The organism is Desulfosporosinus sp. FKB (assembly GCF_002196705.1).
In the GTDB taxonomy this organism is placed as follows: domain Bacteria; phylum Bacillota; class Desulfitobacteriia; order Desulfitobacteriales; family Desulfitobacteriaceae; genus Desulfosporosinus.
In genome coordinates this window covers 44,571-64,600 of record NZ_NADJ01000038.1, presented here as the reverse complement: position 1 = coordinate 64,600, position 20,030 = coordinate 44,571, and the positions used below count along the sequence as shown (strand labels likewise).

Below are 20,030 nucleotides of genomic sequence, written 5' to 3'. Positions count from 1 at the left end.
TTTACATAAAACCGCCTCGTCATGAAGGACGATATTAATTAACATAATCTAAAATGTATACAAGTAAGCCAAAACTCCTTCCAGTGAGTGAACTCGTTCAGCTAAAGCTGAACATCGGGGCTTCAGATACAATAATGTCCAGTGGACATTATTGCCGAGCCGCCTTTCCCAATAGGAATACTTAGCGGCTAAGGAGGACTCTACCCCACCTGAAGTTAACGAAGGACCCACCCCCACTTATAGAAGTTGGGGTCCTAAAAACTGGATAAAAAGATATTTCGTAAAAATTGTCTCTTTATCTATGTTAATTTCCGGTGGCTTTAATGAACTTTTTACCGTCCTTAATACTCTTACTTTCAGAACAGACCGGAGTGAGGTGACAAGGTGGATCTTGAGGAACAGCTGAAACGGGCAAAAGCAGGAGATCAAGAGGCTTTGGTCCAATTGGTAATGGCGAAAAAAGAAGAATATTACAGGCTGGCCTATGTTTATATGGGGAACAAAGAGGATGCGCTGGACGCAATGGAAGATATGATTGTGCTTTTGTTTGAGAACATCAGGCGACTAAAAAACGAAACCTCTTTTTACAGTTGGAGCAAGACCATTTTGGTTAACTGCTGCCACAAAATGTTGCGTAAGCAGAAAAAGGTTATTGCCATGGAAAAGGTTCCGGAAGGCAGTTATCACGATGTGTTTTCCGAAAAGGAGGAACGAATTGCACTCAAGGAGCATTGGGCTAAATTAAGCGAAGGGCAGCGGGAGGTACTTAAATTACGCTTTTATTTGGACTTGGATTATGAATCTATTGCCCAGATTTTGGATATTCCTTTGGGAACGGTGAAATCACGGATTCACACCGGACTTAGACGCTTACAGCAAAGTATCGGAGGTGAGTGGGTTGAACAACTTTGAGGATCTTTTTGAAGAAGGAAAAGCAGATGTTGAGCGCTTGTCTGTGCCAGCTGAATTGGAAACAAGGCTGCGAAGTGCCCTGGCTGACCGAAGGGTTCAGCGGCGGCCGCTGCAAAGATGGAAGCTGAGTATTGCTGTGGTTCTCGTTGTCTTTTCCCTGAGCGCCTATAATTATGATGCTCTGGCGTATTACGGCAAGCAACTGCTGGGTTATGACCAAATTATGAACGGGACTTTGAAACAACTGAATGAATTAGGGAAGGGACAACTCATTGGTAAAAGTTATACCTTTAAGAACGGTTTTACCCTGACTCTGGACGGTGTAATGCTGGACAGCAATCAGCTTCTGCTCTTCAGCACCCTGAAAGATCCGGCAGGAAAGATTGATCAAGGGGATATGATACCGATGATGAGCATCAAAGGTTTGTTTGGAGAGTACAAGGAGAATAACGGTACCGGACAAATCAGTGCGGATAAGACAGAAATCAAATCCGTAACAAGTTTTGACCCTCCAAAGTTTTTTTTCGAAAAGAACCTGACGTTAACGGTAACTATGATGGCGAAGGGGACGATGGATAAGGGCAGTATTTCGTTTACTCTCAATCGGAACACAGCTATGGGTTATACCCTGAAGAAGGATATTAATCAAACCTTTGACGTGGATGCGAGTAAGATTCATATAAATTCCCTTCTCGCCTCACCCACGAAAACTGTTATTGATGGGTCAGTGATGAATATTCTGGAGCTTGCCGAAGCGAAATTAAGCGGGGAAGAGCGTCTGGGGTATTTCTCTCCGGGTTCTGTTGATTTAAGACTCTATGCGAACGGCAAGGAGGTCGCCAAACAAGGGGGAGGAATGAGCACAAACCTTCAGGGAATTATCTTTAATGAAGATTATGATGCTCTGCCTACAGATCTTCAGAAGCTGGAGATTAAGCTTGTCAGCCTAGGGGCGGATCACCAGGTGAATAAGAGTTTTAACCTCAAGACCGGTTCGGATAATGCTGCCCTTAACATTCTTGGGCAAACCATCGAGATCAAGAAAGTCTTTACTTCCGGGGGGGATACCTATATTACCCTGAGCAGTGAGGATGGCGTGGTGCTGACAAAAGTCTACCTTTTAATAGATGGGAAGCAGGTGAGTCTGAACGATACTCAGAATGATAGTTATGACAAAATTGTGGAGGGAAAATCAGGTAAGGTTATTCATACGCGAACTCTTCATTTTCAGGGAACAGGTCAAAACCTTGAGTTCGACGTCCAGCGTATGACTTATGTCAAGATCTATAATGAGGTTCTTAATATTCCGTTAAAGTAGATTATGGTACAACGAATACCACTAATTTCAAGTGATTTAAAGTGAGTCAGTTGAGAAATAAAGGATCTATTGATATAGATAAATGGAAGTAATGCTTAAAGACTTACAAGGAACTGTTCTGGCTCGAGGCCAAAACAGTTCCTTGTAGTTTAATCTATTTTCATCCAAGAAAGGGAAGTTACTTGACGATGGCATTTTGAATATAAGAAGAATAGATAGAAAGTGGTTAAGAATAGTCGAGTCATTGTTGGATTTTTCTTGGAAGCTGGACACTAAATACCGTCTCCTCGCCAACTTCGCTTTGAACATGGATCGTTCCTTGATGAAGGGCAGTGATTTGTCGTACTAGTGCGAGACCAATACCCGTTCCTCCAGTTTCGCGGGCGCGGGATTTGTCGGTACGGTAAAAGCGCTCAAAGATAAAAGGAAGTTCCTCTTTCGGAATGCCGCTGCCCGTGTTTTTGATACTGACTGTTGAAAAATTGGGTTCTGGTTTCAAAGTGACAGTTACTTTACCGCCAACATTCGAATATCGATAAGCATTGTGTATTAGATTATAAAACAATCTTGTTAAGAGTCGACCGTCACCCGTCGTAATTATCGATTCGGCGGGAGGATTCCAATTGAAAGTTAATTGTTTTTCTTGAATTAAGGGATTGAGACTATGAATAACTTTTTCCAGGAGATGCTTTAAGTCGATTGATTCGAAGATAGGAGTCAAAGCCCCCATTTCGGCCACATTTAAGTCTTTTAAATCACTTGATAGATCAACAAGGCGATCAATTTCCTCATGGATAGAGGAAAGGTTTTCTTCATCTGCCGGCAGAACGTTATCTTGAAATGCTTCAATGTAGCTTTTGATGGATGTTAGGGGAGTACGCAGTTCATGGGCAATATCTGCCGTAAACTGTTTGCGGAGAGTTTCCTGGCGTTTTAAATTGTCTACCATCACGTTAAATGCCACGGCTAATTGTCCGACCTCATCGTTGGTCATAATATCTACTCGTTCATCTAAGTGGCCTTTGCCGATGTGATCAGCAGCTTGAGTTAATCGTTTCAGCGGTTTAACGAGATGACGACTGGTAAAATAACTGAGTATAATTCCAAATAGTAAGGCCAAACTTCCGGCTAACAGTAGAGAGTAAAAGACTGAGGACTGAAATTGGACGTCCTGGGGATTGAGAATCGCTGCCGATGAGGGGTAGCGGACAGAGGCCGTAGCCAGAATCCCTTGAGGTCCGGAAACGGTCAAAGTTTTCGTTTTCCAACTTGTGGCTGGAGTAGAGTACATCGACATCCCCATACTCATTCCGCCCTGACTATTCATCATACCGCCCATCATGTTGCTTAACGTAGTAATTTGTTTGCCACCGGAATCAGTTAAGGTAACAATTGTCCCTGCTGGGAGTGATTGGCTGATTTCTTGGAGTGAAGCAGGATCCCAAGTCCCCTTGCTCTGATAGGCGGCGCTAAGAAGTGAGGGTAATTGTTCTATTAATGTTTCGTTGGTTTTCGTTAAGTAATTACTGAATTGCTGGTGAAAAACAAGATCAACAGCAAGTATGCTAAAGGTTAGGGTGATAAGGGTAATGATAAGGGTGGACAGAAATAATTTTTTTCTCATCTTATCCTCCGGCGTTGGGGTTGAATTTATAGCCAACTCCGTAAACCGTCATAATAATTTGAGGATCGCTTGGTGTTATTTCGATTTTTTGGCGAATTTTTTTAATATGGGCGTCTATAACACGGTCATCTCCTTCGAAGTCGTGGCCCTGAACGATTTCCACCAATTGGCCTCGAGAATAAACTCGTCCGGGATGTTTGGCCAGCGCACCCAGAATTTTAAATTCAGTAGGAGTTAGAAAGACTTCCTGATCTTGAAGTCGAATTTCATGCTGAATGTTATCGATGGTGAGACCATTGTCGTAAGTAATGACATCCGCAAGAGGAGAGGTCTCGTTATTTGACCGCCGAAGGACTGCCCTTACACGGGCAACGACTTCACGAGGGCTGAAGGGCTTGGTAATGTAATCATCGGCACCGATACTTAAACCTTGAATACGGTCTTCTTCTTCCACTTTAGCTGTGAGCATAATTATCGGTACTGAGGAGGTTTTTCGAATTTCTTGGCATATTTCTGTTCCTGACATACCGGGGAGCATTAAGTCCAGGATAACAAGATCATAAGAGTTTTCATTAAACATAGCCAGGGCAATTAGACCATTGAGGGCAGTATTCACTTGAAAGCCTTCTTGTTGAAGGTAGGCTTTTAGCACTGAAGTGATTTTCTTTTCATCATCGACAAGCAATATTCTCATAAATTAGTTCCTCCATTCCAAAGGGCTATAGCTATTATACAAGGAAACAACATTTTTAGACAATCTCAAGTAATTAAAGACTTGGTTAGTTTCCTAATAAGGAACGCACTCGTCTTAAACGGGTGCGCTCCTTAATTTTTGAAGACTCTAATCTTCTATAAAGGCAATAAATTTTCAAAAACCTCAATTAAGAAATTTGTCCTTTTTTTGCTTCGGCGATTAACTTCTTAATTTCATCGACATTGGGTCCGTTGGGATCTTTAGCCAGGGCTGTTTGCCATAACTGTATTGCCGCGGCATAATTTTTCTTGATTTGATATGTGAAAACTCCGTAATTAAATAAGGCCTGCTGGAAATCGGGATTCTCATGGATTGCTTTTTGATAGCTCATATCCGCTAATTCATTTTGTCCGCTATAGAAGGCTGCAGTAGCCATATCGGTTAAAACATTAATATCTTGTTTGCTCTGGAGAACGTTTTGGTAGTATTTAGTTGCTTGCACAAAATCATTTTTGGCTTCATTAGGAGCAGCCGTTCGAGCAGCAGTTCCCAAGTCATAATAGGCGTTGCCTAAATCTTGTTGAAGTTGAATCTCATTGGGGTTTGATCGAACTTGTTGCGTCAGCTGATTGACTCGGCCTTTTAAGCTTGTATAGTCACTGTTTGCCGAAGAGGCAGATGAAGCGGCAGAAGAATTTCCGCTCGAAGAACCTTTAAAATACCCATAGGCCCCTGCTCCTGCGAGACTGAAAATTAATAAACTGGCAATCATGATGGCCTTAAACTTTTGGGATTTTTGATTGTTTTCCATGTTACGTCTACATCCCCCTAAGACTTCTGTAAGTAGTTCGAGACAGAAAGGCGACTCTGAGATTTTTGACTCCGGAGCCGTTTTAATATTTCTAGTGTTTATTGAATCGTAAGACTCCCACTTCTAAATGTGGGAGTGGTTCCCAAACCTTGCTTCTGTGGGGGAGAGTCCCCCACAGAAGCTCCGAAGTTCAGCTTTAGCTGAACGAGTTCACTTTCTTGGAAATAAAATTAACTGCTCTTAGCCGATAATGATTTTGCCGAACATTCCTTTGGCTGCATGCCCAGGGTATTGGCAGATATAATAAAACTCACCGGTTTGACTCGCGGAGAATGAGACCTGGGCAGAGGGATACTGGCCATTTGCCGATTCCGGAACTGGTGGGATAAAGCTGCCGGGATAAGTGGCCCCTTGCATCATCGGCATATACGCATAAGGGGGAGCAGCGGTTGTTATCTCAACTCCATGGGGCATGCCATTATCCTCATTGATAATTTCCAGAGTTACATTAGCGCCTTGAGGAATTTTTAGAGTTGGATTTATTAAACCGCCTATCACAAATTTGCCGTCCGCTTCCTCAGGTCCGCCCAGCATAACAATTTTTATTGCTGACCCGGTATAAGTTATGGTGTTTGAACTTTTGTCGACGGTGGCATTGGTCAAAGAAGAGTCCATATCGTTTGCCGCACTAGTCGTATCCTTTAAAGATTGACTATATGTGTTCCCGTTTCCATTACCATTTCCATTTCCATTTCCGTAACCATTCATGAATCCATAGCCACCGCAATAGGAACCTGCCAGGCCATTGCTGGAGTTATTGTTCCCGGAGCCGTTGTTCCCGGAACTATTGCTGTAGTAGCCGCCCATCATGCCGTAACCACCAGGGCTGTCATTGAAGCCGTAACCGCCCATCATACCATACCCGCCAGGAAATCCGTAAGATCCCGGGCTGGTGTTTGAATTGCTATCTGCTGAAAATTGGGGGGGATTTACAGGTTGATTTACAGACGATGAAGTATCAGCGGCTGTTTGCATCGCTGAATTTTTATAAGCAGTAAGTAAATAGTTGCTGTTGTTCCCAAAGGAATGAGCTATTACGGATTTAGAGTTCATAGCAGCATACACCGAACCCGAAAAAGCTATTAAGCCTGCGATTGAGAGACCTACAATCCATTTTGTTTTTTTCATTCTTAGTTCCTCCTGTGTTTAAAAGGTTGATCTGCGATTTTATGGTTTAAGTATAGGAATTCAATACGATTTTGCTGTGAATGAGTTGTGAATTTCTTGTGAATTTCTAAACCTTTTCTTAAAAACTCATAATTCTTCCTCACGTATCGAAGGAAGAATTATGAATTCAGACTTAATGACTGTATGTTTTCTCCAGCATTATCCAACAGAAGATCTATGAAGTTTTTCTTCCTTCCCGCATATAGTTAAACGTTACGAAGCGAGAAGGGAGATTTTAATGTGGATAAAGATTCCGGCTCCGCAGATGAGTCAAAACCACTGATTTCAACCAAACGATACACCCTCATAATTGTTGTCATTATTGCTGTTGTAATTATCGGTGGGATAGGTGTTTCACTCGTTTTATATACCAGGGACACGGGACAGATTGCCAAGGGTATTGCCTTAGAAATTCCCTTAGGACAATTATCATTTGCAGACGCCAAGTTCAAGTTGGAACAACAGAGAACGAAACTATACGAACGTCCTCTTCAGCTCACAGCCGGCGAGAAAACCTTTTCATTGACGATGAAAGAACTTGGTTTCACATATTCCTATGAAGAGCCACTGCAGCAGGCCTATCTCATCGGACGAGAAGGGAATATCTTTAATAAAGCTGCAGCCAAATTAAGAGCAAGTTGGGGTATAGCTTTTACACCAGACTATAAATGGAATAATCAAACTCTGTCGGGCATCCTAACTCAACATCTCTCGAGTTTGAACAGTCCCGCAGAGAATGCGCACTTTATCTTTAATCCTGATAACTCAATGCAGATAGTCGCCGAAAAGGCTGAGAAACAAGTTGATGTCGAGAGCCTAATAACAAGCATAAAAAGGGTTCCTTTCGAAGATATAGCACAAATCCCTATCCCATTTAAAAGCATAAAGCCAGGTATAACCCAAAAGGACCTGGAGAAAGTAAAAAGCTACGGTCTTATTAGTGAATACTCAACCATCTTCGATTTAAATCAAAAAGAACGAACAATTAATCTCAAGCTAGCAGCCAAAGCTATTGATGGTTTGGTTCTGAAACCGGGAGAGACGTTTTCGTTTAACCAAACTGTAGGACCTAGAACTGTTAAAGCTGGGTATCAAGAAGCAATGATTATTGAAGGGAATTCCTTCGTGCCGGGTTTAGGCGGCGGAGTCTGTCAAGTCTCCAGCACGTTATACAATGCCGTTCATTTAGCAGCCTCATCCGTAACTGTAGTTGAGCGTTCGCGTCATAGCCTGCCTGTTACTTATGTTCCTCCAGGGCAGGATGCAACGGTTGCATACCCTGATCTGGATTTCAAGTTCAGAAATGACTCGGGGGATTTCATTCTTATTCGAAGTGATATAAATGGTCATTCTCTATCCTTTAAGCTATATGGAAAAGCCAAGAAGAAACAATAAGCTAAGCTATTATTTCCGAACTGGTTTAGCCCTCTAATGGGGCAAATGGTACGGGCTTTTTCCTTGACTGACGAAAATGAAATTAACTGCTTTATATATGTTCATACGGTAATAAAATTCGGAGAGTTATAACCTTTTGTCAGCTCTTTCTTTCTGCTAAAATCAGAAGGAGAGAGCGAAAAAAATAGTATTTTGCAAAATTGCTTAGGGATTTTGAGCACAGGGCAGTTTGTTTTGCCTGTGCTTTTTGCCTCTTCGTTGAAAAAGCAGTCTCTAAGCAAAGGAATAAGGAGGATATTCTGCAATGGCAGAAATTTTAGTTATCTCGCCGATGGAAGAACTGGCTCGTTTATTTCGAGAAGTAATAGAAGAGGATGACTTTCCGAAGATAGATATTAAAGTGGCTCGAGTCGAAGAAGGCGTTCAACTTGCCCAGGAGGCAGAGAACCAGGGATATCATGTCATCATAAGTCGCGGTGTCACCGCCTGGATGATGCATAAAGCGGCAGTCTCTTTACCGGTCGTTGAGGTCCTAATAGGAGGATTTGATATATTAAAAGCCTATCTGCAGGCCAAGAAACTTGGCAAGCGGATTGGTATCGTTGATATAGAAGAGATTATTCAAAGTGTACACGAGTTCGAGAAACTCGTCGGCGAAGAATTCGTTAAATATACTCTAACTGATCAAGATCAAGATATTTTTCAGGGAATTAGAGTCTTAAAGGAAGCCGACGTTGAGGTTGTCATCGGTAAGATTGCAATGGCCAAAAAAGCAGAGGAGTTCGGCATGAAATCCGTTGTGATCGGCTCAGGGCGAGAGGCTGTGCGTCGGGCTCTGGCCGAGGCAATTCGCGTGCAAGAGGTTAGAAAGCAGGAACAGCGCCGAACAGGACAGCTTAAGGCAATTCTCGATTTTATTTATGATGGTGTCATTGCCCTTGATGACCAAGGCTGTATTAGTGTATTTAATCCTGTTTTAGAAAAACTTACCGGTTGGACAGCTGAAAAAGCAATTGGGCGATTTGTGACAGACGTTATTCCCAAAGCAGGCTGTCGTGAGGTTTTAATGGGCGGGAAAGCTGATTTGGGGCAAATTATTGAAATCGGACGCTCGAAAGTTGTAGCCAATCGTGTCCCCATAATTGTTGATGAGAAGGTCGAGGGAGTCGTGACAACGTTTCAAACGGTTGCCCGATTGCAAAGTCTTGAACATAAAATCAGGCGTACTTTGGCCGAACGCGGGCATGTGGCCAAGCATCGTTTTGAAGATATTCTCGGACAAAGTAATCCCCTAAAAGAGGTTGTAGGGCTGGCTAAGGAATATGCGTTAGTGAATTCAACGGTTTTACTCTTAGGCAAAACGGGATCCGGCAAAGAGATGTTTGCGCAGGCCATTCATAATGCCAGTCCGCGTCATAATGGACCGTTCGTCGCAATTAACTGTGCAGCTTTGCCGGAGAACTTATTAGAAAGTGAGCTCTTTGGCTATGTTGAGGGAGCTTTCACCGGGGCGCGCAAAGGAGGTAAAGCGGGTGTCTTTGAAATGGCCCATGGAGGCACATTGTTCTTAGATGAAGTTGGAGAAATGGCCCCTTCCTTGCAAGCGAGACTTTTACGAGTTCTTGAAGAGGGTGAAGTGATGCGCCTTGGAGACAGCAGTATTTTACCGATCGATGTCCGTTTAATTACGGCAACCCATCGAAACCTGCGAGAAATGGTTGATGAAGGCAGTTTCCGTGAAGACTTATTTTATCGGTTAAATGTTTTGTCGATTATCATTCCGCAGCTTGCAGATCGTGGAAACGATATTCTTCTTATTGCCAAGCATTTTCTCGAACTATTTTGTCATAAAATGAATCGCCCGATCGGCAAATTCTCTTCTGAGGCCGAGAAACTATTATTAGATTATTCGTGGCCTGGAAATATACGAGAACTTCGCAATGCCATGGAACGTTTAGTTATGCAAAGGTGGGAGAAGGAAATTACAGTCGAAAATATTATTCATGCTTTACTCATCGAACGCCAAAGCGCTGAAGCCCATTCGTTTTCCGGGGGGACAAAGCTCGACGACAGAGATATTGGGGAAGAATCCATGCGAAAAGGACTCGAAAATGTCGAACAAAACTTGATTCGAAGAACATTGCAAGAATGCAGAGGCAATAAAACGGAGGCAGCTCGGCGGTTGGGAATTAGCCGAACAACGCTTTGGCGTAAACTGCATGGAGTTAAGGGATAATTGGCTCCATTTGCAGTAAATTAGAAAGATAAGAGCAAGAGTAGTATTGTTTCAAAATGTTTCATAGTTTAATCACGGTTGTTTCAAAAGCGTTTCATGTCTGAAACGCTTTTGTGTTGTTTCGCTTTTTTAACTTGAAGTATTCATAATACACAATTTAGCAGCTTGAAAAATAATAGTCGCAAAGGCTTAAGAATTAAGAGATTACCTAGAAGAGTAAAGGCTATTCTACTAAATTCCGACTAGTTTTTGTACAAACGTTCATATTGGCACAGAATTTGCAATTATTCTTAGACACACTTGAAGGAGGCGAAAGTACTGTGGCTAAAAATCTTCCCATTGTCCCAACGGCTAAACCTGGTAGTATGGCAGAAACCCCCGCAGGAAGTACATGGCGCGAAAAACGCCCTGTGTTAATGAATTGTACTTGTCTGGAAGTTACTTTATATTGCCCGGACGGTGCCTTATCCATCGTAGAAGGCAAAGTGAGTCTTGATTTAAACTTATGCAAAGGCTGTGGAATCTGCGCTAATGAGTGCAAAGATGGCGGGATTCAAATGGTTCCAGAGTATACTGGAGCTCAAGGCGTTTTTCCAGTAAAGGGGGAGGAATAATGAGTACAACATTGCTGACAGGTTCTGAAGCTGCGGCATACGGAGCTAAACTGGCAAAGATAGAAGTTATCGCATACTATCCAATTACTCCGGCTTTCCCGGCTATGGAGCGAGTAAGCAAATTTATTCAGGATGGCGAACTTAAAGCAAACTTTGTTCGTGTCGAATCAGATCATAGTGCCTTGGCAGCGACTCTCGGTGCTTCCCTTGCAGGAGCCAGAGCCTTTACGGTTACAAACTCTCAAGGTCTGTTATACATGACAGAAGTTTGTTATCACACGGCAGGTCTTAGACAGCCTGTTGTTATGGCTTGTGCCAATCGTGCTTTGTCAGCGCCGCATAGTCGTTTTCCCGAGCAAGGTGACGCCGTTTCTCAGGGTGCCAATGGCTGGATACAACTGTTCTGTGAAAATAACCAGGAAGTTCTCGATAATACAATCCAGGCATTTAAAATCGCTGAAACCGTTAAACTTCCTGTGTTGGTTAATTATGAAGGATATGTCCAATCCCACACTCTTGAAGAAGTCGTTATTCCAGACCAAGAGAAAGTTAATGCCTTTTTGCCTTTAGTTCGCTTCAAAACCTTGGACGTAGAAAATCCTCAAGGTGTTAATACAGTCACAAGCCCAGATTTCTATATGGACTACAAGTTCCGTCAAAATGAAGCAATGAATGAGGCAGTAAAAGTCATTGGGGAAGTTGCAGAAACCTATGGTCAAGAATTTGGCCGCAATTGGTCAGGTCTGATTGAAACTTACAAAATGGATGGGGCAGAGCATGCTCTGGTCTGCATGGGTTCCATGGTTAGTGAAGCTCGTCTTGCTGTTGATGAATTAAGAAGCCAAGGAAAAAAAGTGGGGCTAGTTAAAGTACGGGCTTGGAGGCCCTTCCCCGTGGAAGCACTTCGAGCATCCCTTAAAAAGGTTAATAAGGTTACCGTTTTCGATAAAAATATTGTATATGGTATGGGCGGTGCACTGGGAACGGAAGTACGCGGCGCACTTTATGGACAAGCTTCCCTAAATGTAAATAGTTACATCGTCGGTTTAGGTGGTCGTAAGTTTGGTTTGAACGAGATTAAACAAGTCATCGAGCTTTCGGAAAAGACTGTAAAACAAGACGTCATTTCTGAATGGTTTGGCCTATAAGGAGGGAAGAAAAGTGACACTAAGAATAGAAGATCTACCGAAGGAAGAATTATTCGGACAAGGTAATGGGGGATGTAAAGCTTGTGGAGCAGCAATTGCCGGTCGTCAAGCTATGAAAGTTCTTGGAGAAAGAACGATCATTACCATTCCGGCCTCATGTATGGCAACTCTGGGCGGAAATAATCAAAAAACAGCCTGGAAGATCCCTTTTTATCATACGCTTTTTGAAATGGCCCCGGCAGTATCATCGGGAATCCGTGCAGCCTTAGAGATACAAGGCGTGAACGATGTCAATGTGGTATCTTGGGGTGGAGATGCCGGCAGTGCGGACATCGGATTCCAAGCTCTAACGGGAGCGGCTGAACGGAATGAACACATGATTCATGTTTGTTATGATAATGAAATGTATATGAATACAGGCGGACAACAAAGCAGCCAGACACCTCTTTACGCCTTAACGTCCAATGATCACATCGGCAAACCCGTAAAAAAGAAAAACATGCTGGCTATAATGGAAGCCCATGGTCTTGACTATGTTGCAAGTGCCTCTATTGCCTACCCTTTTGATCTGATGGAAAAATTCCAAAATGCTCTTGCCAATCCCGGATTTTCTTATATTCATATTTTGGCCCCTTGCTACAGGGGATGGCAGATCCCCGGAGAAAAGACCATCGAATTTGCCAGGCTTGCTGTGGAATCCGGCCTTTGGGAACTTTTCGAGGTTAAAAAGGGTGTCAGAACTCGAACTCATGAACCTTCTCTTATACCGGTTGCTGATTATCTCTTGCCCCAAGGTCGTTTTAAGAATATCTCTAAAAAGGCAGTTGAAGAGATCCAAACATCAATTACTAAGTACTATGGGAGAGGAGATAAATAAGGTCATGATTGAAATTTGCTTTCATGGGCGATATGGCCAAGCTGTACAAAAACTCGCCCGGAGCATTGGGAACTTTGCTCTCAATAACGAAAAAAAAGTGCAAGTCTTTGATTCCTTCTCAGCTGTGCGGCCGGGTGCTCCCATGTATTCAATTGTCAGAGTTGCCGATGAGATTATTCGTGAACGCTCTGCCAATAATCCTCAGCCCGATGTTGTCATTGTTTTAGACAACAGCTTGGTTAATGTTGTTGACGTTCTTAAGGGTTTAAAGTCAGGGGGAACAGTTATGGCTTTGAACATGGAGCAGGAAGTCTTGGGTGGGAAAGCGGAAAGTATCAATTTTGTTGCTCTCAATCCTTACTTCGCAGACAATGGCAGTGAGATCGAGAAAAATCTTCTGTTAGCTTTGACGAACCAAGGTATTCTCTAAATTCAAATAAAGTAATTTCCAATGTTATCGTCTCAATTAGCACAGCTGTATGAGTTCTGGACCTGCACTGTGCTAGTTGAGAACATTAATGTGAGCATATATGGCATTTGTGAGAGGAGGTTAAATAAGCGTTTTTCACTAACGAACAGTGGGTTAAATTCAGAGTAATATTAGAGAGGAGAATTTAAGTGGGTTTAGCTGTTCTATCCTTAATTGCCATCATAGTTGCCATTGCCATTGGATTTTGGAGAAACATTAATACAGGAATTGTCTCGATTGCTTTTGCTCTGATACTTGGGCAGTATATGGGACACCTAAAAGTTAATGCCATAATCAACTTCTGGCCCACTAACTTGTTTTTTATTCTTTTAGGTGTAACGCTGCTCTTTAGTCTTGCCAAAGTTAATGGGACCTTAGAGCTCATAGCTAAAAAGGCTGTCTATCTTTCTCGTGGCAATAAGCCTCTCATTCCCTTCATTTTTTACTTTTTAGCGTTAATCTTGGCGTCAATCGGCCCTGGAAATATTTCCGTAGCAGCCCTGCTCGCCCCTATCGCCATGACCGTTGCCAGTCAGACAAAAATTAAGCCGATCTTAATGGGCGAACTCCTTATTCTAGGAGCTGTTGGCGGCGGTGTATCACCGATTGCACCGACTGGAATTATTGGCGTAAATCTATCAGATAAACTCAATATCGGATACATGGGTAATTACATTTGGATGAATCAATTGATTACCACGTTTCTATTTGCTTTGGTTGTTTATTTTGTCCTGGGCGGATATAAACGAGGAGATGGCAAGATTACTCTTGAAAAGCCCGCGTCCTTTAATAAGAATCAATGGATTACGATTGTCGGTATTTTGGTTTTAGTGTTCGCTGTTATTTTCATCAATGCCAACATCGGATTGGCAGCCTTCTTTATTGCAGCAGCGCTCCTTCTCCTAGGGGTCGGTGATGAAAAGAAGTCCCTTGCTGGTGTTCCTTGGGGGACATTAATTTTAGTAAGCGGAACGGGTATTCTCATTAGTGTTGCTGATAAATTAGGCGGAGTTAAATTTCTCTCAAGTGTTTTGGCATCGATGATGGGTCCTAAATCGGCTACGGCAATTATGACCTTAACTTCTGGGATAATGTCCTTTTTCTCCTCAGCTTCAGGAGTTGTTATGCCGACGTTGATTCCTACTGTTACGGCACTATCAGCCAAAATGCATGGAGCTGTAACGCAGCAAGCATTAGTTGCAGCCGTTGTAATTGGCGCACACCTGGTAACCCCCAGCCCTATTTCAACCATGGGTGCATTGACTTATGCCGGTGCGACGGAAGATATGGACAAAAAGAAACTCTTTAGAGATTTTTTCATTTGGGCAATCGTTGGCACATTGTTTGCTGCGCTTTTGGCTTTTGTCGGTATTGTGTGTATGAAATAGGATCAAAAGGAAGGTAAGGATTATATCTTTTTAGCTCGATAATTTTCCCAATACTCAAATGCTTTAGGCAAGAAAAAACCTTAAGATATTGGGCAATTCGTTAACTTTTTAGCGATTGCCCAATTAAGTCTCTATAATTCCTCATGTTTAATTTATTGGATTGAGCTGTAAATAGTCGCTGATGAACGACAGTGTCGCTATTTTAGCGACTATAAGTTATATATGCCGTTACTAAAGGGAAAAATGAGTAAAGATCAATCTCGCTGTTTCTCAATCAGGACACAACTGAGTCATTAATTATTGTTCTTGTTTATGAAATTTTTTTAACGGTTATTCCCGAGTGCCTTAAAAAGGCACTTTTTTTATTGCCTCAAAATAAATGACAGAAGATATAAACAATTGGCAACATTCTTGCTAATTGTTTATATCAATCGCAATTATCCAAATCGTTTCTCTCATTACCAAATTGGCCTGCAATTTTAAGGAGGACTGAAGTGTATGAAAGTACTGGTTATTAACTGTGGAAGTTCATCGCTCAAATATCAATTGCTTGACATGAAAGACCAAAGTGTCCTTGCCCAAGGGCTTGTTGAACGGATAGGTTTATGCGGTTCCCAGCTTACTCATAGGCAAGGAAAGCTGGAAAAGGTTGCTTTCCAGGATATGTCCAGTCATGCCGAAGCGATCTCGCTGACCTTGGATATGCTTATGAATTCCGAGTTCGGCGTCGTGAGCAATCTTCAGGAAATCAGCGCGGTTGGGCATAGAGTAGTGCATGGGGGAGAAAAGTTTTCCTCCTCAGTCTTAATTGATGAGGCAGTAATTAAGACAATTAACAAATATATCGAGTTAGCTCCTCTGCATACTCCAAAAATCGTTACCGGAATTGCGACTTGCAGAAAATTGCTGCCTGGGATACCGCAAGTTGCAGTTTTTGATACTGCATTTCATCAGACTATGCCGCCCAAAGCCTTTTTATATGGTTTGCCTTATGAATTGTATGAAAAGTATAAAATTCGTAAATATGGTTTCCATGGAAGCTCTCATAAATACGTCAGCATGAAAGCTGCCGAGATGTTGGGAAAACCACTGGCAGAGACGAAACTCATCACATGTCATTTAGGCAATGGCTCTTCCGTAGCAGCTGTGAAGGGCGGCAAATCTGTTGAAACGTCCATGGGATTTACTCCCTTGGAGGGATTATTAATGGGAACCAGATCCGGCAACCTGGACCCTGCTGTCGTTACTTTCATTATGGAGAAAGAAAATTTAAATCCTGAGGAAGTAAATGATTTCCTCAATCAGAAAAGTGGTGTTTTAGGAATCTCTGGCGTGAGCAGTGATTTCCGAGATATCGAAGATGCTGCCTCGAAGGGCAATACTAGAGCACAGCTGGCCCTTGATATGTTTGCCTACGTTGTAAAGCATTATATTGGGGCCTATGCTACGGTTTTAAATGGGGCGGATGCCATTGTCTTTACAGCAGGTCTTGGAGAAAATTCAGTCTCCATGCGCAAAGAAATTATGCGTGACTTAGATTATCTTGGAGCTGAAATCGATCCCCTTAAAAACAATGTCCGAGGGAAAGAAAGGGAGATATCCAGGGACGGAGCGTCTTGCCGGGTTTTCGTTATCCCCACGAATGAAGAATTAATGATTGCCCAAGAAACAGCCGAAGTTGTATGCCATTGCAGCAGACCTCTTAAAGGGAGGAATGTTTATGCTTCTTAGCAGAAAATACTGCAATATATTGGTTGGCGATATCGTGGTAACTTACAACAATCGTTTGGGAAGGGTAATACGATTAGGACAAGATAATGATGGAGATTATGTTATCGTGAAACTCGATATCCTTAAATGGGAATTTGTCTATGATCCTTGGGATCTGGAGAAGGTATTTCGGTAAAGGAGATAGTTCCTCTTAGGAACCACTGTTTGCGGAGGTTCCTAAGAGACTTTATCTTTTTAGGCTCTCTAAAAGGATTTCGAGTAACTATGTGGAATGATTGGGTAAAAGCCTCAATGGGCAGTCGGGAGGTGATCTCTTGGGTGATACAATGTGGCAGGGTGAATTGACGGAAATTTTTCGTAAGGTCCTTGAATCCGTGCATAATGGTGTAATCGTTATTGACATAGAGGGCAATATTATGTTTCTTAACCCGGCGGCAGAACGAATTTTCAACTGCCAAGCCGAAAAATTCCTGGGTAAACACATTTATACTTTAGTGCCTGATTCTGCTTTGTTCGCTGTAGCCAAAAGCGGTGCAGCCCTTCTTTCGGATAAAGAGGTCCACGGAGATAAGATATTAATCAGTAACCGAACACCGATAGTCTGGCGGCAAAAGATTATCGGGGCAGTGTCAGTGTTTCAGGACATTACTGATCTGGAGAATGTCTGTGAGGAACTGAATAATACGCAAAAACTTAAAGCGACACTTGAAGCTGTCGTTGAAAATCCTCATGAAGGACTCGTTGTCGTTGATGAACATTGCCGTATTGTTATGATGAATCAGTTCTATCTCAATGTTGTGGGACGAAACTTAAAAGACGTAATAGGCAAACATATTTTAGAAATAACTCCGGGTTCCCAGCTGCCTGAAACCGTAAGGACGGGTAATCCGCAGTTTGCGGAGCTCTGGAAAGTCCAGGATCGGGAATTTATTATGATGCGTGTTCCCATAAAGAATAATGGAAAAATTATTGGTGCTATTGGCAAGACACTATTTAAAGATATGGTCATAGCGAGGGTTTTCGCCAAAAAACTAATTAAAGTTGAAAATGACTTAGAATATTACAAGGAAGAGTTAAGAAAAATCCATAGTTCAGAGTATTCCTTCGACGATATTATTGGTGTAAGCGCTTCGTTGACAGGAGCCAAAGATTTAGCGGCTCGGGCGGCACATTCTTCGTCAACAGTATTGCTAACAGGAGAAAGTGGTACCGGAAAGGAAATATTCGCCAATGCAATTCATAATTCCGGGCCGCGTTGCGAGGGCCCTTTTATAAAAATTAACTGTGCTGCAGTTCCTGAACAGCTGCTTGAGAGTGAGCTCTTCGGTTATAGTGAGGGCGCCTTCACAGGGGCTCGAAAGGGTGGAAAGCCTGGTAAATTTGAATTGGCTAATAAAGGCACAATTTTCCTTGATGAAGTCGGCGATATGACTCTCAGTATGCAGGCGAAGTTATTAAGAGTCATACAAGACAGGGAGATTGAGCGTATCGGCGGAACGCAGCCTATCCGAGTCGATGTCCGAATCATTGCTGCCACTAACCGAAACCTGCAGCAATTAGTTAAGGAAGGTAAGTTTAGACTTGATTTGTTTTATCGCATTAATGTTATTTCCTTGGAATTGCCGCCGTTAAGAGAGCGATCTGATGATATTGAGCCTTTAGCTAACCATCTAATTGTTAAATTAAACAAAGACTTAGGGACCCATGTTAAGGGTATTACACGGCAGGCCCTTAAAGTTCTAAAGTCTTATAATTGGCCGGGAAATGTTCGAGAGTTAGGCAATATTTTAGAACGAATTATCAATTTTTGCCCGGATGACTATATTGATTTGGAACATCTTCCTGCCCAATTAAGGTTGGAGACAGGGCTTCGAAGCTATGGGGATGGCCCCTATACCTTAAGACAAGGTTTAATTGAGGCGGAAAAGAACATCATTCTTAATGCACTGCATACTGCTAAGGGCAACAAGATGCAGGCTGCAAGAATTTTGGGTATTCATCGTTCTGTTTTGTATCGCAAGATAGCCCAATATAGCCTTAGCCACTATGACTCAATTTGATAGTATTGGTAAAATTATTTGATTGACAATTCAGCAAAAACTCAGTATATTGATTACGGACTATATGAAAACGGTTTCATATTTTAGACTGACAAGTTTTTAAACGACTTGGCCTTTTGATTTCCAGATTCTTTGCGCTGCAGAAAATAAACGGACATCTGGAAACTTAATTTGTCTATTTTTAATAATAGGCGAAGCAAAGTATGCCCGGAATAGGGCTATTTTGAAGGGCCATGGCAGAAAAATGAAAATGATAAAGAATCCTTTGCTGTAAAAAATAAGACTATTCTGTACTTAAACAGGGGATGATTGAGGACATTGTGGTAGCGGTACCACATGATTTGCAAGAATAAGCGGAGTTGAAAGGTTATATTATGGCTACTATAAGGGATGTTGCAAGATTAGCTGGGGTCTCGATTTCAACGGTCTCCAGAGTTTTAAATAAGAGCGGTTATGTTAACAGCGAGACGGAGAGAGAAGTCAATAAAGCTATTCAAATGTTGAAATATGAGCCGAGTGATGTTGCCAGAGGATTAACGAATAAGAAGACCAGAACGATTGCCCTAATTCTGCCGGATATTGTGAATCCCTTTTTTCCTGAGTTAAGCAGAGCTGTGGAAGATGTGGCGCGGACATCAGGATATACAGTAATCTTCGGCAACTCTGACGGTCAAGCAAATAAAGAGAAGGCTTACATTAATATTCTCAAACAAAAGTATATCAGTGGGATTATTTTCGCTTCCCATAACCTTAACCGTGATGATGTCGAGTATTTGCAGAAGATCGATATACCTTTTGTTGTTTTAGACCGAGCCCCTTCCCAAGAAGGGTGTACTGTCGTCCGTTCCAATAATTTTGAGGGCGCCAAACTCGCTGTTCAACATTTGCTTGACGTGGGCTGCAAGAAAATTGCCCATATTTATGGGCCTCAGGAAATAAATACCGCTAAAGACCGTTTAAGCGGATATGAGGAATCTGTTAAGAATTTCAAATGGTATAGCCCGACGTTAATGGTGCCTGGGAATTTCAAGCTGGACGGGGGTATGAATGCCGCCCACGTGTTGATGGAACGTCATCCCGATGTCGACGGGATTTTTGTGGGCAATGATTTGATGGCGGTGGGGGCGCTAAAAACTCTCCTGCGTCTGGGCATAAAAGTTCCGAATCAGATAGCTATTTGCGGGTTTGATGGAATTCATCTGGCAGAGGCTGTTGAGCCGGAATTAACGACAATAGCTCAGCCTATTTACGAAATGGGAGCCTTGGCTGCTGATTTATTAATTAAGAAAATAGAAGGGGCCGTGGTCGATAACCGCATTTATGAATTAGAGGTTAAGCTAGTGCCGCGGGCTTCGACAACAAAGGAAATTTGAGTTGCTATAGAAGAAACTTGATATCCTTTCACAACATGTCATTAATTATAGTATTTACTATTCGATGTGGTAACGGTACCATATTCTAAAGGCATAAAAAGGTACAAGTGATTATTGTTAAAGCACTGTATTCGATCAAGCGATAATACAGAA

Annotated in this window: 17 protein-coding genes; 13 read left to right on the top strand and 4 right to left on the bottom strand. The window is 42.3% G+C overall.

From position 1 onward, the window contains the following. The first annotated feature begins 384 nt into the window (after positions 1 to 384). Positions 385 to 912, top strand: coding sequence for an RNA polymerase sigma factor (locus B5Y67_RS16820; RefSeq protein ID WP_088227588.1), 528 nt, complete (start codon positions 385 to 387; stop codon positions 910 to 912). Further along, entirely contained in the window at positions 899 to 2,230 is a 1,332-nt protein-coding gene (locus B5Y67_RS16815; protein ID WP_088227587.1) for a DUF4179 domain-containing protein, read from the top strand. Before B5Y67_RS16820 ends, B5Y67_RS16815 begins: the two co-directional genes overlap by 14 nt. 241 nt (positions 2,231 to 2,471) lie before the next feature. Here B5Y67_RS16815 and B5Y67_RS16810 read toward each other — a convergent pair whose 3' ends face one another. The 4 genes from B5Y67_RS16810 to B5Y67_RS16795 form a co-directional block, all read right to left on the bottom strand. Continuing rightward, positions 2,472 to 3,854: a HAMP domain-containing sensor histidine kinase gene (locus tag B5Y67_RS16810; protein WP_088227586.1), complete on the bottom strand. Its 1,383-nt coding sequence runs from the start codon at positions 3,852 to 3,854 to the stop codon at positions 2,472 to 2,474. 1 nt (position 3,855) lies between these two features. Continuing rightward, positions 3,856 to 4,548 (bottom strand): response regulator transcription factor, encoded by a 693-nt coding sequence (locus B5Y67_RS16805; RefSeq protein WP_088227585.1) that lies wholly within the window; start codon positions 4,546 to 4,548, stop codon positions 3,856 to 3,858. Between the two features lie 187 nt (positions 4,549 to 4,735). Beyond that, on the bottom strand, positions 4,736 to 5,359 hold the full coding sequence (locus tag B5Y67_RS16800; protein WP_088227584.1) for a hypothetical protein: 624 nt from the start codon (positions 5,357 to 5,359) through the stop codon (positions 4,736 to 4,738). A gap of 240 nt (positions 5,360 to 5,599) precedes the next feature. Further along, on the bottom strand, positions 5,600 to 6,547 hold the full coding sequence (locus B5Y67_RS16795; protein WP_088227583.1) for a hypothetical protein: 948 nt from the start codon (positions 6,545 to 6,547) through the stop codon (positions 5,600 to 5,602). Between the two features lie 279 nt (positions 6,548 to 6,826). Between B5Y67_RS16795 and B5Y67_RS16790 the strand changes: the two genes are divergently transcribed. The 11 genes from B5Y67_RS16790 to B5Y67_RS16740 all read left to right on the top strand — a co-directional run bounded on the left by B5Y67_RS16790 (position 6,827) and on the right by B5Y67_RS16740 (position 19,877). Then, positions 6,827 to 7,981 carry a VanW family protein gene (locus B5Y67_RS16790; RefSeq protein WP_088227582.1) on the top strand — a complete coding sequence of 385 codons (1,155 nt, stop codon included), beginning with the start codon at positions 6,827 to 6,829 and terminating at the stop codon, positions 7,979 to 7,981. A gap of 304 nt (positions 7,982 to 8,285) precedes the next feature. Further along, complete coding sequence (locus B5Y67_RS16785) at positions 8,286 to 10,217, top strand: sigma 54-interacting transcriptional regulator (protein ID WP_088227581.1); 1,932 nt, start codon at positions 8,286 to 8,288, stop codon at positions 10,215 to 10,217. Positions 10,218 to 10,537: 320 nt separating this feature from the next. Further along, positions 10,538 to 10,831 (top strand): 2-oxoacid:ferredoxin oxidoreductase subunit alpha, encoded by a 294-nt coding sequence (locus tag B5Y67_RS16780; protein ID WP_242976018.1) that lies wholly within the window; start codon positions 10,538 to 10,540, stop codon positions 10,829 to 10,831. Further along, the gene (locus B5Y67_RS16775) at positions 10,831 to 11,979 is read left to right on the top strand and encodes a transketolase C-terminal domain-containing protein (protein WP_088227580.1); all 1,149 of its coding nucleotides are present in this window, start codon (positions 10,831 to 10,833) and stop codon (positions 11,977 to 11,979) included. Before B5Y67_RS16780 ends, B5Y67_RS16775 begins: the two co-directional genes overlap by 1 nt. 13 nt (positions 11,980 to 11,992) lie before the next feature. Further along, a complete protein-coding gene (locus tag B5Y67_RS16770; protein WP_242976017.1) occupies positions 11,993 to 12,856 on the top strand; it encodes a thiamine pyrophosphate-dependent enzyme in 864 nt (287 codons plus the stop codon). A gap of 4 nt (positions 12,857 to 12,860) precedes the next feature. Next, a complete protein-coding gene (locus tag B5Y67_RS16765) occupies positions 12,861 to 13,286 on the top strand; it encodes a 2-oxoacid:acceptor oxidoreductase family protein (protein ID WP_088227579.1) in 426 nt (141 codons plus the stop codon). A 188-nt stretch (positions 13,287 to 13,474) separates the two neighbouring features. Beyond that, positions 13,475 to 14,713 (top strand): SLC13 family permease, encoded by a 1,239-nt coding sequence (locus tag B5Y67_RS16760; protein WP_088227578.1) that lies wholly within the window; start codon positions 13,475 to 13,477, stop codon positions 14,711 to 14,713. Between the two features lie 498 nt (positions 14,714 to 15,211). Beyond that, positions 15,212 to 16,444: an acetate kinase gene (locus tag B5Y67_RS16755; RefSeq protein ID WP_088227577.1), complete on the top strand. Its 1,233-nt coding sequence runs from the start codon at positions 15,212 to 15,214 to the stop codon at positions 16,442 to 16,444. Continuing rightward, positions 16,434 to 16,619, top strand: a complete 186-nt coding sequence (locus B5Y67_RS16750) for a hypothetical protein (RefSeq protein WP_088227576.1) — start codon at positions 16,434 to 16,436, stop codon at positions 16,617 to 16,619. Before B5Y67_RS16755 ends, B5Y67_RS16750 begins: the two co-directional genes overlap by 11 nt. 139 nt (positions 16,620 to 16,758) lie before the next feature. Further along, positions 16,759 to 18,504, top strand: a complete 1,746-nt coding sequence (locus B5Y67_RS16745) for a sigma-54-dependent Fis family transcriptional regulator (RefSeq protein ID WP_088227575.1) — start codon at positions 16,759 to 16,761, stop codon at positions 18,502 to 18,504. Positions 18,505 to 18,878: 374 nt separating this feature from the next. After that, complete coding sequence (locus tag B5Y67_RS16740) at positions 18,879 to 19,877, top strand: LacI family DNA-binding transcriptional regulator (protein ID WP_088227574.1); 999 nt, start codon at positions 18,879 to 18,881, stop codon at positions 19,875 to 19,877. Positions 19,878 to 20,030: the final 153 nt, after the last annotated feature.

Bases quoted from the DNA above. Each gene is read 5' to 3' on its own strand.
- B5Y67_RS16800 (WP_088227584.1), bottom strand. From the start codon at position 5,359: ATGGAAAACAATCAAAAATCCCAAAAGTTTAAGGCCATCATGATTGCC.
- B5Y67_RS16795 (WP_088227583.1), bottom strand. From the start codon at position 6,547: ATGAAAAAAACAAAATGGATTGTAGGTCTCTCAATCGCAGGCTTAATA.
- B5Y67_RS16755 (WP_088227577.1), top strand. From the start codon at position 15,212: ATGAAAGTACTGGTTATTAACTGTGGAAGTTCATCGCTCAAATATCAA.
- B5Y67_RS16785 (WP_088227581.1), top strand. From the start codon at position 8,286: ATGGCAGAAATTTTAGTTATCTCGCCGATGGAAGAACTGGCTCGTTTA.
- B5Y67_RS16750 (WP_088227576.1), top strand. From the start codon at position 16,434: ATGCTTCTTAGCAGAAAATACTGCAATATATTGGTTGGCGATATCGTG.
- B5Y67_RS16810 (WP_088227586.1), bottom strand. From the start codon at position 3,854: ATGAGAAAAAAATTATTTCTGTCCACCCTTATCATTACCCTTATCACC.
- B5Y67_RS16740 (WP_088227574.1), top strand. From the start codon at position 18,879: ATGGCTACTATAAGGGATGTTGCAAGATTAGCTGGGGTCTCGATTTCA.
- B5Y67_RS16775 (WP_088227580.1), top strand. From the start codon at position 10,831: ATGAGTACAACATTGCTGACAGGTTCTGAAGCTGCGGCATACGGAGCT.
- B5Y67_RS16805 (WP_088227585.1), bottom strand. From the start codon at position 4,548: ATGAGAATATTGCTTGTCGATGATGAAAAGAAAATCACTTCAGTGCTA.
- B5Y67_RS16765 (WP_088227579.1), top strand. From the start codon at position 12,861: ATGATTGAAATTTGCTTTCATGGGCGATATGGCCAAGCTGTACAAAAA.